At 35.7% G+C, this 13712-nt stretch carries 12 protein-coding genes; 7 read left to right on the top strand and 5 right to left on the bottom strand.

Annotation, left to right across the window (positions count from 1 at the left end; genetic code table 11):
* The first annotated feature begins 10 nt into the window (after positions 1–10).
* The 7 genes from nuoH to CLV62_RS17450 all read left to right on the top strand — a co-directional run bounded on the left by nuoH (position 11) and on the right by CLV62_RS17450 (position 7396).
* Entirely contained in the window at positions 11–1042 is a 1032-nt protein-coding gene (gene nuoH, locus CLV62_RS17420) for an NADH-quinone oxidoreductase subunit NuoH (protein WP_110312058.1), read from the top strand.
* Positions 1043–1126: 84 nt separating this feature from the next.
* The gene (locus CLV62_RS17425) at positions 1127–1693 is read left to right on the top strand and encodes a NuoI/complex I 23 kDa subunit family protein (RefSeq protein WP_110312059.1); all 567 of its coding nucleotides are present in this window, start codon (positions 1127–1129) and stop codon (positions 1691–1693) included.
* Between the two features lie 24 nt (positions 1694–1717).
* A complete protein-coding gene (locus tag CLV62_RS17430) occupies positions 1718–2221 on the top strand; it encodes an NADH-quinone oxidoreductase subunit J family protein (protein ID WP_110312060.1) in 504 nt (167 codons plus the stop codon).
* A 3-nt stretch (positions 2222–2224) separates the two neighbouring features.
* Positions 2225–2545, top strand: coding sequence for an NADH-quinone oxidoreductase subunit NuoK (gene nuoK, locus CLV62_RS17435; RefSeq protein ID WP_050708623.1), 321 nt, complete (start codon positions 2225–2227; stop codon positions 2543–2545).
* A 6-nt stretch (positions 2546–2551) separates the two neighbouring features.
* Positions 2552–4441 (top strand): NADH-quinone oxidoreductase subunit L, encoded by a 1890-nt coding sequence (gene nuoL, locus CLV62_RS17440; protein ID WP_110312061.1) that lies wholly within the window; start codon positions 2552–2554, stop codon positions 4439–4441.
* 106 nt (positions 4442–4547) lie between these two features.
* The gene (locus CLV62_RS17445; RefSeq protein WP_110312062.1) at positions 4548–5981 is read left to right on the top strand and encodes a complex I subunit 4 family protein; all 1434 of its coding nucleotides are present in this window, start codon (positions 4548–4550) and stop codon (positions 5979–5981) included.
* Positions 5982–6064: 83 nt separating this feature from the next.
* Positions 6065–7396 (top strand): NADH-quinone oxidoreductase subunit N, encoded by a 1332-nt coding sequence (locus tag CLV62_RS17450; protein WP_245904113.1) that lies wholly within the window; start codon positions 6065–6067, stop codon positions 7394–7396.
* A 95-nt stretch (positions 7397–7491) separates the two neighbouring features.
* Here CLV62_RS17450 and CLV62_RS17455 read toward each other — a convergent pair whose 3' ends face one another.
* The 5 genes from CLV62_RS17455 to CLV62_RS17470 all read right to left on the bottom strand — a co-directional run bounded on the left by CLV62_RS17455 (position 7492) and on the right by CLV62_RS17470 (position 13567).
* Complete coding sequence (locus CLV62_RS17455; protein WP_110312064.1) at positions 7492–8121, bottom strand: LysE family translocator; 630 nt, start codon at positions 8119–8121, stop codon at positions 7492–7494.
* Positions 8122–8283: 162 nt separating this feature from the next.
* Positions 8284–10578, bottom strand: coding sequence for a TonB-dependent receptor (locus tag CLV62_RS17460; protein ID WP_110312065.1), 2295 nt, complete (start codon positions 10576–10578; stop codon positions 8284–8286).
* A 254-nt stretch (positions 10579–10832) separates the two neighbouring features.
* Positions 10833–11120 (bottom strand): hypothetical protein, encoded by a 288-nt coding sequence (locus CLV62_RS21575; protein WP_146212779.1) that lies wholly within the window; start codon positions 11118–11120, stop codon positions 10833–10835.
* A gap of 158 nt (positions 11121–11278) precedes the next feature.
* On the bottom strand, positions 11279–12655 hold the full coding sequence (locus CLV62_RS17465; RefSeq protein ID WP_110312066.1) for a DUF4270 domain-containing protein: 1377 nt from the start codon (positions 12653–12655) through the stop codon (positions 11279–11281).
* Positions 12656–12754: 99 nt separating this feature from the next.
* Positions 12755–13567: a glycogen/starch synthase gene (locus CLV62_RS17470; RefSeq protein WP_110312067.1), complete on the bottom strand. Its 813-nt coding sequence runs from the start codon at positions 13565–13567 to the stop codon at positions 12755–12757.
* Positions 13568–13712: the final 145 nt, after the last annotated feature.

A 13712-nucleotide genomic window follows, 5' to 3' on the forward strand; every position in this document is an offset into this window, starting at 1 on the left:
ATTACCGTATATGGAAATTTCATTTATATTAGAGAAGCTTATTCTTATTATCATAGTCTTTGCCGTAACAATGTTTTTTGCGTTGTATTCGACTTTGGCTGAACGTAAAGTTGCCGGATTTATACAAGACCGTTACGGACCTAACCGTGCAGGTATATTCGGAATTTTACAACCATTAGCTGATGGAGCTAAACTGTTTTCGAAAGAAGAGTTTATGCCCGATACTCCTAATAAAGTATTATTTACGATAGGACCGGCTATGGCAATGATTGTCTCTCTACTTGGGAGTGCGGTTATTCCTTGGGCTAACAAATTTGTAATTGCAGGAGTAGAGTACATTCCTCAGGTGGCAGATATTAATATAGCTTTACTATATGTGGTTGCTGTTATGTCTACTGCTATTTATGGAATAGTAATTGGTGCTTGGGCATCTAATAACAAATATTCTTTAATGGGAGGTATTCGTGCAGGAGCTCAAATGGTTTCATACGAAGTTGCAATGGGATTATCACTGATAGCTCTTGTAATGATGACGGGAACATTCAGCCTACGTGAAATAACTGAACAACAAGCCGGTTTTGGTTGGAATGCTTTTTATCAACCGCTAACCCTATTTATATTTCTGATATGTTCATTTGCAGAGTGTAACCGTACACCTTTCGATTTAGCAGAATGTGAATCGGAGTTGGTTAACGGACACCATACCGAGTTCTCTTCTATGAAGATGGGATTTTATATGTTCTCTGAATATGTGAGTATGTTCTTCTCTTCAGCATTGATCTCAATACTATTCTTTGGTGGATATAATTATCCAGGAATGGAATGGGTTGCCGATAATTGGGGTGGAAATATTGCAAATACTCTAGCGGTTCTTACACTATTGGGTAAAATATCATTCTTCATATTCTTTTATATGTGGGTACGATGGACTATTCCTCGTTTCAGATATGACCAATTGATGCGTCTGGGATGGAAAATGTTGTTCCCTTTGGCATTATTCAATATATTATTGGTTGGAGTTTTAATTCTGATTTTTAAATAAAGCTATTGATCAGAATCAGGTAGACAAAAATATTTACCAAAGTAATAAAAAGCTCTACGAGCTTACTAAAAACAATTATTTGCTATGGCAATAGAAAATATATCATTATCGGGAAGAAAGACGGCTGTCTCTAATAAGGAGATGACCTTCTGGGAGCGTCTATATTTTATAGCGATAATTAAAGGGATGATGATTACTATAAAGCACTTCTTTTCAAGAAAAGTGACTGTTCAGTATCCCGAACAAAAACGAGAATACAGTCCGGTTTACAGAGGACAGCATGTATTGATGCGAGACGAAGAAGGTCGTGAGCGTTGTACTGCCTGTGGATTATGTGCCCTTGCATGTCCGGCAGAAGCTATCACAATGAAGGCTGCCGAACGTACAAAAGAAGAAATGAATTTGTATCGTGAAGAAAAATATGCAGCCATCTACGAAATCAATATGTTGCGCTGTATTTTCTGTGGATTGTGTGAAGAAGCTTGTCCGAAAGATGCTATCTATTTGACTAAGTCTCAAAAGCACGTGAAACCCGATGTTACAAGACAAAGTTTTATTTACGGAAAAGACAAACTTGTTATTTCTGTCGAAGATGGAAAATCAGGAAAATATGCGGGACTTAAACCGATACAAAATAAAGAGTTAAATTAGGTCAGTGACCTTAACATATATAAAATGATAACGATAATTTTTTATATTCTGGCAACAATTACTCTGGGTACAGGTATTTTGACCGTTTTGGCAAAAAATCCTATACATAGTGCTGTTTATATGGTTGTCTGCTTTTTCTCTATTGCAGGTCATTTTTTGATGCTTAATGCACAATTCTTGTCAGTGGTGCATATCATAGTATACACAGGTGCTATTATGATATTATTGCTGTTTACATTGATGCTTATGAATTTGAGTGATCAGCATGAGCCAAAGAAAAAAGTGGCAAGTCGTATAGCTGCTGCCGTATCGGTATGTTTAACAGCAATAGTTATACTTGCAGTATTCCTTAAAGCTAATGTTGTAATAGAATCTTATAAGGCCGAAAATATCGATTTTCAGTCGGTACAGGTTATAGGACAAGTATTGCTCGACGAATACATGGTGCCATTTGAGTTTGCTTCCATTTTGCTTATTACTGCAATGATTGGAGCTGTATTGATTTCAAAAAGAGAGAAAAAAGCTTAAGATATGCTGGATATATTAGAACAAGTTGGTATTAACAATTACATCTATCTTTCTACATTATTATTTTGTGTAGGTGTACTTGGTATTTTGTATCGACGCAGTACAATAGTTATGCTGATGTCGGTTGAATTGATGCTTGCAGCTGCAAATTTGTTGTTAGCCGTATTTTCGGTTTATCATCAAGATGTCAGCGGACAGGTATTTGTCATCTTCGCAATGGCAGTCGCAGCGGCAGAAGTCGCGGTAGGATTGGCTATATTAGTCTCAATCTATAGAAATATCGGTTCAATAGATATCGATAAATTAAAAAACTTGAAAGGGTAATTTTGAATGGAAACAGGGTTAGTATTATTACTTTTAATTTTTCCTCTGGTTGGTTTCTTAATCAATCTGAGTGTAGGTAAAAAGATTGGGCGATCGTTACCCGGAATTATTGCTACAGCAGCAGTAACGGGTAGTTTTGCAATCTCCCTCTTTTATTTTATACAGATACTTTCGACCGGACAGGCAATCGAAGTTCATCTTTTTCAATGGGTAGCTTTCGGCGAATTCTCAGTAAACCTTGCTTTTGTTCTCGATCAGCTTTCGTTACTTTGGTTACTGGTTGTAACGGGTATCGGAACATTGATACATATTTATTCGATAGGGTACATGCATGATGATGAAAACGTAGATCGTTTTTTCTCCTATCTCAATCTGTTTATCTTCTTTATGATTGTGCTTGTAACAGCAAACAACCTACTGGTAATGTTTATCGGATGGGAAGGAGTAGGATTATGTTCATACCTATTGATTGGCTTCTGGTATAAAAATCAACAATTTAATGATGCCGCTAAAAAGGCATTTATAATGAATAGGATAGGGGACTTAGGTTTTTTAACCGGAGTTTTCACTTTAGCATATCTGTTTAAAACAGTCGATTTTGCAACTTTAAAATTAGCACTTTCTACAACTACTACTCCCGAAACTTCGGCATTATTAGGTGTAGCAGCCTTCTGCTTATTTATTGGAGCAATGGGTAAAAGTGCTCAGATACCATTATATACATGGTTACCCGATGCGATGGCAGGTCCAACACCTGTATCGGCATTGATACACGCTGCAACGATGGTAACAGCGGGTATATTCATGATTACCCGATTGAACTTCTTATTCGACCTTACCCCTGATATTCAATACTTCATTGCTATCATTGGTGCTGTAACAGCTTTGTTTGCTGCTTCGATAGGAATTGTTCAAACGGACATTAAGAAGGTACTAGCATATTCTACTGTCTCTCAACTCGGACTTATGTTCTTAGCTTTGGGACTTGGAGCTTATCAGATTGCTGTGTTCCACGTAATAACACATGCTTTTTTCAAGGCTTGTTTATTCTTAGGGTCAGGTTCGGTTATCCATGCAATGGGTGGCGAACAGGATATGCGAAAAATGGGTGGCTTGAAAGGCGTGATGTCTATCACTTATATTACATTCTTGGTTTCGACATTATCTATCTCGGGGATACCTCCATTTGCAGGGTTCTTCTCGAAAGACGAAATAATGTTAGTTGCATTCCAAAATAGCCCTATTCTTTGGGTAGTTGCTATGTTGGCGTCTTTACTAACAGCTTTCTATATGTTCAGAGTATTGTATCTTACATTCTTCAAAGAATTCAGAGGTACTTCGGAACAAAAGAAACATTTACATGAATCACCTTCTTCTATGACTATGCCTCTTATCGTATTAGGAGTGTTGGCTACTGTGGGAGGTTTGATTAGCTTACCTTTTGGATATAGTTGGTTGAATAATTATTTATCTCCTATATTTTCGGGTTCGGATGTTGTCGAAGCACATGGTTTCTCAACAGAACAAATGGTATTTATGGGAGTTTCAACCCTTATTGCTCTTATTGGTATGAGTTTAGCATATTATAAATATATGACTAAGTCTACAGTACCCGAAGAAGATGAAAAGATTACCGGTTTTGCAAAAGTTCTTTACAATAAATATTATATTGATGAGATATATAATACAATATTTATAAAGCCAATCTATGCAATGTCTAACTTCTTCAATAGTATTGTAGAAAGTATAATAACAGGAGTGGTATTCGGGTTTGCTTTAATTGCTAAAGGACTATCCGCTCCGGCAAAAGCCTTACAAAACGGAAGTGTTGGATTTTATCTTTCATTCTTTGTTGTAGCATTCTGCTTGTTAATCATTTGTTTATTTCTGGTTTAAGTAATGAAAGTATTTAATGATATATTTTAAAATTATAACAGGCTATAGCTGCTGTGGTTTTCAAAGCAATAAAAAGGTATGAGACCTTAAAAATTAAAAAAGAGACATGAATATCGCTATTATATTAATCATTTTACTAGTAGGTGCAATTCTTACTTATCTTTCAGGAAACAGATGGGCTCCTAAAGTTGCTATGTTGTTTGCTATTATTACAGCAATCTTTTCAATAGCATTATTATTAGAGTATCACAATACGGGAACTAGCTTTAGTGTACAGTGGATTAATAATCCTTCGGTGATGTTTTCGCTCAAGGCAGATGGTTTGTCGCTGATTATGGTATTGTTGACTTCGGTCTTATTACCTATTATATTATTGACGGCTGTATCTCATACAGTTCCGTACGAAAAGTTGCTTTATAGTTTGATCTTGTTTATGGCATTTGCCATGACCGGAGTATTCTTAAGTAGCGATGCTTTATTATATTATGTTTTCTGGGAATTATCTCTTATACCTATATACTTCATTGTTGTATTATGGGGGAATGGTTCGATGTCGAAAAGAAGACGATCGGCGTTGACGTTCTTTATATATACATTTGCCGGTTCGTTGTTTATGCTGGGAGCTATTATTTACTTATATACGAAAACAGGAAGTTTCCAATTATATGATTTATATAACGCTAACTTGAGTGATACTGAGCAATTATGGATTTTTCTAGCATTCTTTTTTGCATATGCTATTAAGATTCCTATTTTTCCTTTTCACACATGGCAAGCAAATGTATATCAAAAGGCTCCTTTAGTGGGTACATTACTTTTGGGTGCATTAATGTCGAAAATGGCTCTATATAGTGCTTTACGTTGGCAGTTGCCAATTGCACCTCATGCCGCTCATAGTATGCAGACTGTGGTTTTGACTTTGTCGATAATCGGTGTGATCTATGGTTCTATTGTAGCCTTAAAGCAGGATAACCTGAAACGCTTCTTTGCTTATGCTTCATTGGCCCACGTAGGCTTTATTGCTGCCGGAATATATGCATTGACTTTAGATGGTCTTCAAGGAGCGGTATTATTAATGGTTGCGCATGGTTTTGGTATCGTTGGCTTATTTTTTGGTTCGGAAGTTATATACAGGCGATTTAATACTCCTTTGATCAGTCAAATGGGAGGTATTAAAGGACAGGCTCCTAAGTTTACAATAGCCTTCTTTTTAATGATAATGGCTTCTATAACTATACCATTGTCTTTTAACTTTGTAGGAGAGTTGACAATTATGTATGGACTATATCAGGTTAGTATATGGTACACAATTCTTATTGGTACATCTATGTTTTTGGGTGCTTTCTTCATGTTGCACATGTATCAGCTTGTAATGTTGGGCGAAGTGCGTAAGAAACCATTTGCAGACTTAACGGTGAATGAAGGAATTGTCTTCATTTTGCTAACTGCTGTTTTACTGTTTTTTGGTTTGTATTCCAAACCTATTGTCGATTTGGCTTCACCGAGTCTTCAAGAAATTTTAATGTATGTGAATAGATAACTGTTTAGCTAAAATATATAATGAGTACATTGATAGCTGTCTCTGGACTGGGCATTGTTTGTCTTTTATTAGAGATTTTAAATTTGAGAAAAATACTTGTACCTGTAACATTACTGTTGTTGGCTGGTATATTGGGAATGACTATTGCCGAGTTCTATTTAGGAGAGTCTTTCTTCTATCGTGACGATTACAATATGATCGTAAGTACCAGTTATTCGCGAGGTTTTTCTATCCTGTTTATTATCCTTGCAACTTTTGTAATTGCAATGAGTCCAGAGTTTTATAAAGATAAAATAGAGAGGATTGCTGATTATGTATCTCTCAAGGTTTTTCTTTTATCCGGAGCCATTGCGATGGTTTCGTTTGGTAACCTTTCGATGTTCTTTATCGGAATCGAGGTGTTATCGATAGGCGCTTACGTTTTAGCTGCAAGTAATCCGGGCAGAATAAGCAGTAATGAGGCAGGAATGAAGTACTTCATTATGGGTGCTTTTGCTTCGAGTTTTATATTGTTTGGTATAGCCCTTGTTTATGGAGCAATCGGATCATTTGATATAGCAATCATTGCAGAAGTATCTAAGGCTGAAGGAGCTAATCTGCCTATATGGTTTAACATGGGATTTATAATGATTCTCGTTGGGCTTTTATTTAAGGCTTCGGTAGTTCCTTTTCACTTTTGGGCCCCCGATGTATATGAGGGTTCTCCTACACTTGTAACTACTCTGATGAGTACTTTAGTAAAGGTGGCTGCAATTGCAACTCTTTATAAAGTGGTCGTGATAATGGGTGCGGCTATGACGCCTGCAGTTCAGATATCAATTGTGGTATTCTCTATATTATCGCTTACAGTCGGAAATATTACAGCTCTTAATCAAAAGAGTCTGAAGCGTATGATGGCTTATTCGGGTATTTCTCATGCAGGATTTATGATGATGGACTTACTTTCGACTAGTAGTGATGCAGCAAATAGCCTTCTATATTATGCTGCGGCATATTCTTTGGCGGGTATTGCAGGTTTTGCAGTCATAATGGCTGTAAGTGAAGGAAAAGGGCATGAAAACGTAGAGAATCTATATGGATTGGCCAGACGAAATCCATTATTAGCAGGAATATTAACTTGTGCTTTAGTTTCTTTAGGAGGTATACCTATATTTGCAGGATTTTTTGCCAAATTATTTATGTTTACGCAAATGGTGGATGCCGGCTATCTGATTCTAGTGGTATTCGGTATTATCAATTCTATTATAGCAATCTTCTATTACTTCGGAACAGCCAATGTGATGTTTACAAAAGAATCAGTAAGTGAATCTACACTTAAAGTTCCTGTTAGATATGTTTTAGTAGCTTCTATTGCAATAATTCTTAATATTATATTAGGTATTTATCCATCTTTAATAATGGGATTATCTCTATAATTGTAAGAAGAAAAGATATAAAAAAAGGAGAGGGAATACAATTAGTATTCCCTCTCCTTTTTTTATGAAGTTTTTGTTAGATGTCTAATAGATAATTATGCTAGGTAGGCATAAGCACTTGTAATGAGTCCGACAACACCTATGGTTGCAAGTATTATTCCTAGCACATTATTGAATAGCTTAAGTCCTCTGGGATTAAATTTTGAACGAACCTTGTCTACTACCGTAGAAATCAAAAGCCACCAAATAACAGTTCCTAATCCGATAGAGAGGATGCCTACTATGTTCTTTGATGATTCGTTGGGGTCTATGAAGTTGAAGCGTGCAAACATGGCTATAAAGAAAAACAGGATGCCAATGTTAGAGAGGTTTATAAAGAATGATGAAACAAGGTTTTTCCAATAGGGAGATTTTTTTTCATCTTGCCTGAATAGTTTTTTTGCCGGATTGGATTGATAGATATAATAGCCTGCTATGAGAAGAAGAAAACTACCTGCAATTTGTAAAGGATAATGATTCTGTTCAACAAAATCCATGACAAAACTAATGCCTAGTCCCGATATTATGGCATATACTATATCAGATAAGGATGCTCCTAATCCAGATATGAATCCATGCAACCGACCCTCATTTAGGGTTCGCTGTATGCACAGGACTCCTATGGGACCCATGGGAGCGGAGACTAATAGTCCTATGAATATTCCTTTAAGTATAGTATCGAGCATCTTAATTAGCAGAATAAAGTATTATTCTGTAGAACAAAGATAACATCAAATTTATAGAACCCAAGAAAAATCACACCTCATTATTCTATATTAACAGCGGGCGATTTATATCATTTTGTTAATAATATAGCTATTATAAATGAGGTGTAAATTCATTTGGTTTTAGAAAGAGCTTAATTTCAGACCAATAAAGTATGTTCTTGGAAGTGAGGGACCGTATATATAGTCTGCATCTCTATTTATTCCTTTGTCAAAATCTTGTTGCATTCTGTTAAAAATATTTTGCACACCTCCGCTTATTTCAGCCTTGTTGTATGCATTCAGTTTAAAAGAATAGGCAAGTTTAACTGTCATATCAAAGAAGCGTGGAGTTTTCTTCAAAACATCGTTCTCTATGTATCCTGCAAGGTGTGGTACATACATTGATCCTGTGTATGTTCCCGATACCGAAGCCGTAAAAGGAGATCTAGGCTTGGCTGTTACCGATATAAAACCATATTGTCGGGGAGATCTTAGCATTTCTTTAGTAGCTTCTACAGTTTCATCATCCGACCATGCTTCGGGTGATTTGTATCTCCCTCGTTGGATAGTATACCCTCCATCTATTTGTATCCATTCAGTAGGTTGTATAGAAGTTTCGAAGTTTATACCCGATATGGTTGCTCTATTTACATTTTCGCGTTGTACCATTGTATTACCTGTTTCGTTTTCGCCAACAATTCTATCAATAAATGCATTATCAATACGTGTAAAGAATCCTTCGACTAAGAAATAAGAGTAGAAGCTCTCATTGTAGAATTTAGTGTCAAATCCTCCCGAAAAACTACGTGAACGTTCAGGTTTTATATCTTCAGCAAAATTGAGAAGTGTTGCCTTCCCTCCTTGTATTGCTATATCTAGATCCGCTCCGGTTATTTCAGGAGCTCGGTATCCTACTGTATATCCTCCACGTAAGTTTACGTCACCAAATACTTTGTAGCGTATATTAGCTCGCGGCATTAGGTTCAAATTATCTATAAGTGAATGCTTCTCGAGCCTGGCTCCAAGAGCTATGGATAGTTTTTCGTTTTGCCATTCATTCTGAAAATACAAAGTCCCGATGTTTATATTCTGATTTTGTTTGTAATTATATCCTGCAAGCTCATTACGTAGTAGGTCGTGGCTTTGAGTATATCCGGTTGTTAACTTGGCAGGCATAAAAAGAAGATTATCTATATTCATATCATATTTAGCATTCCCTATAAAAGTAAATTCTGTTGTTTTGCCATATCCGTTCGGTTCTTGACCTGCGCCAAAATAGCTATCCCGATTAGCATCTTGTAGCGCAATGTGTACATTTAGGCGATGCTTATTATTATAAAAGAACTGGGAGTAGTCTACGGAACCCGAATGTATTTTAAAATCACTATATTCCGCTATATTGGCTTCGTGAGGAGGTTTGTTGAAGCTATCACCACCTCGGCGTTCTTCTGATGTATAACGATATTCTGCTAAAATCTTGCTTTTATTGGTAGGCTTTATAAATGAGTTAAATCCTAAAGAGGATGCTCTGTTCTTGCCGATTTCAGAAAAACCGTCGTCATTAGCATCCCAAGGGTTTCTGCTTCTCATATTACCAAATACGCTAATCCCTGATGTTTTATTTTTATCAACAAGTGAAGTATTGAATAATAACATATTATCAGCAGATTTCCCATCAATTAAAGATAGGTTGTACTTTATTTCATAATAGTTATCTGCTGGCTCCTTAGTTATGATGTCAATAACGCCACCAATAGCATGTGATCCATATAATGCAGAGTTTCCCCCCCGTATGATATTTATTTCGTCTACCATGTTAAGGGGTATTTGATCTAGTCCATATGTTTTTGTTAATGCGCCAACAACAGGCTGACTATTTATAAGAATTTCGGAATAATGCCCTTCCAGGCCATTGATCCTTACTTCCTGAGATCCGCAATTCTGACAGGTTGTCTCTACACGTACCCCTGGACTGAAATTTAATCCCTGCCCAAGTGTTAGTGACTGAGTTGCTTCAAATGTTTTGGGTGTAAGTTGAGAAACAATAATCGGAGAAACATCTCTTTTTAATCTCGAAGCATAGCCTGTTACTGCCACCTCTCCAAGTTCGTAGCTTTCGGGATTAAGTTCAATAACTAACATCTTTGTTAAATAAGGTGCTAGATTTATTTCCTGTCTGTCAATACTGTATCCTAATGCCTGTATTTGTAATATGTATTTTCCTGAATGTATATTCTTGATTAAGAAATATCCATTGTCATCAGATAGAGTTTGAGTCTGAGTTCCTTCAATAGATAGGGTTGCATCAGCAATTGGCTCTTTGGTTTGTGAATTAATAACTTGTCCCGAAATATTTGTAATATGTTCTGGGCCGGCAAGTAAAGGCAGTGCACATATAAAAATAAGTAGTATTGTGAGTATATATTTTGATTTCATAATTGTCCATTTTAAAGAATACGATAGTAATAGCATTACACAATCATCAGATCTATATATTTACTCATACCAATAAGTAATAAGTATCTTTATATGACCCTATATAATGATGAATGACTTTCAGAATCAGCTAGATGTAATTCTGAAAAAAGATATTTAGGATGTTTTTTAAGGTGTTATTTTGAATAATAACACAAACGTTTTATAGTCTAAACGAGGTTAGTCTATAAAAAATGAAGTTTAAGATGATGATGTTAAGCTAACGGAGGAGCGCGAAGTCTGTATCTTCTTACTGGAGTAGTTAATGCCGGACTAACTTTATATTCTTTGTAGAATATATCGTTAGAGCTTAATATAAGGTCAGTGAAATTAAAAGATTGAGCTTCACCTGAAGTAATATTAGATACCTGATTAAGGGTAAAGAATGAGGCTGCTGTGTGCTGGTGAGTCTCTAATGGTAGTTTATTAGAGTTGTATGGTATGTCTTGTGATTTTCGATATGGATGCGAATGTACGTATATAACTCCTTCATATACGTGCATATGAACAAACAAAGAGACAACAGCAAAGTACCCTAAATATATTAGGAATAATAGGTACGTTGCATGTTTTCTCTTATTTCTTTGTAGCAGCATTTGCTAACTTTCGTTATGCTATCCTTGCCACGGAAGGTAGCTGTTTAATGCGACTATATCGGGATCTAGAACTTCGTATATATAAGTTCTAGCCTCATATTCTTCTCATCGTTTCGAATTATACTTGTCGAAGGTTGCAGATAATTAAATACACCTGTTTGAACATATACAGTCGAACCCGTACTTGGATCGATTTGAGCGGCCATACCTATTTCAACAGGGATAATAGCAAATGTGGGATCTTCAGCTAAATCCATGTCTTTATAAATATTGATTAAGCTTGCAATATTCGAAAATGTATAAATATTGTTCGCATCCCTGCTACCTAGTATTGCCGTTTTATTGTTAGTAGTCAATTGTCTGCCGCTGAAAAATATATCTACTGAATCTTTATTTATAAGCAATAATTTGGTTGGTCTTCCCAATTCATATTTTGCTGTTGATTCTCTCTCTGTAAATCCTTTTATTGTAAATAATGCAGTATTGATGGTCTTGGAATGCTTACTGGCAATGTTTGCTTTAATTTGTTTAATAGGAAATACTACTTCTGTATATACACCTGCAGGCGTTTTCAAATATGTAGCATCTGTTCCTTCAGTAAATAATTCTTCCGGATTTTTATTTTTGATGCTATTTAATTGCATTACTTCCGGAGTAACGGTCAATGTGAATCGAGAGACCCTAATAGTGTCTTTGGTATTGTCATAATTACCTAAAACATCGGTATATTTGTAGTATATATGGATGTTAGTATATAACACTCGGATCAAACTTCCGGAACCAAAGTTGGTAGTTACATATGTTCCTTTGAAGAACTTATTGAAAGAAGCATTATCTGTAAATGTTTTATTTTTCCAAGCATCAAATATTTCTTGTCCGAAAGGAATACCTAAATCCGCAGTGATTGATCTTCCAATTATTGCCGTATTTGCATCATTCGCAGTTTTTTGGGCTCCACTGATTGTATATGCTTCACTGGCTAAAAGTTTCGGGCTGCTGCCAATATATTTTGTCGGGTCTGTATTTGTATAAAAGTTTCGGGGTAAATCATTTACAACTTTATATACAGATAATCCCATAGGAGCAAGTGTATCTCCGGTAAAAGTATTGAAATCAATTACAAACTGTACAGAATCGATTGCCTGTTTAGTACCCAAGAATTTATCACCTTCGGGAAAGAAGTATTGGCATAAATAGTCGGACTTAATTGTACCGAACAAATCGTCTTCATATTTACCTAATACGCCATTGATGGTTCGGGCATATACCGAGTCTTTCATGGATACGGTTCTTGCTTTTACCCCCACTGTGTCAGTCGTGACAGAGATAGTGTCTGCGGGTGGCTGTATTGATCCTCCAACTGCGTTTAGATCATCATCACAAGATGCCAAAGCCAAAGCTATAAAACAAGAAATTGTCGCGAATATGGACTTTACTTTCATTCTGCTTTTAAATTACATTTTAGTTGCCCAAAGATCAGAAAAAATACCTAGTTGCAAAAACAAAAGATCAATTTTCAATATTTTTATGAATTTGTAAAATTACAAAGTGTCGTAAAAATTATTTATTGCTTCTGCTGATTCATCTACATTCCCCTGATATGGAAGAAATTTAACTTTATTGTTATTTATGTATTCTAATAATGCAGGGTTCACTGTCTCTGCTGTTTGAATAACGCCGTCAGCATATTTCATCGCGAAATTAGTAAGCTTAACATAGTTAATTTCTTCTCCTGTAGTTAGGTCTTTGGTATATTTATCTGTAATTCCAGCCAATTTTAGTTTTGATCCGAATTTATCAGAGAAGGGTTGCTTAAAGTCATCGTTGTATAGCGAATATACAACCTTAGCATCCTTAAAACAAGGATCGTCTGCAAATGCAGTTTTGATATATAATGGAGTCAAAGCTGTCATCCATCCGTGACAATGTATCACATCCGGTATCCAACGGAGTTTTTTTATGGTTTCTAATACACCTCTTACATAGAAGATACTACGTTCATCATTATCAAGAAACTCGTTGCCATTATCATCCATGATTGTATTTTTTCTGCTGAAAAAATCATCATTGTCGATAAAGTATACCTGCATACGTGCCGCCTGTATGGAAGCCACCTTTATAATAAGTGGGTGATCTGTATCATCAATAATAAGATTCATACCCGATAGGCGTATCACTTCATGCAACTGATTACGACGTTCGTTTATGTTTCCGAATTTAGGCATGAAAGTCCTGATTTCTTTGCCTTTTTCTTGTATTGCTTGAGGTAGATATCTGCAAGTATTTGCTAGTAAAGATTCAGGAAGATAAGGGGTAATTTCTTGTGTAATAAATAAAACTCTTTTTATGCTCATTGTATGCTATCTTCAATTATATGAAAGTACAAAGATAATAAAAAAAAAATTGGTTTTGAGCAATTTTCTGATAATGAAAATTTAGGGTGGTTTAGTTAAACATGATTTTTAGTGAAATGAAGTCTTTCTAAAATTTTATTTCTCA

It is taken from the genome of Indolivaga alginatilytica, from assembly GCF_003201355.1.
GTDB lineage: Bacteria > Bacteroidota > Bacteroidia > Bacteroidales > Dysgonomonadaceae > Dysgonomonas_A > Dysgonomonas_A alginatilytica.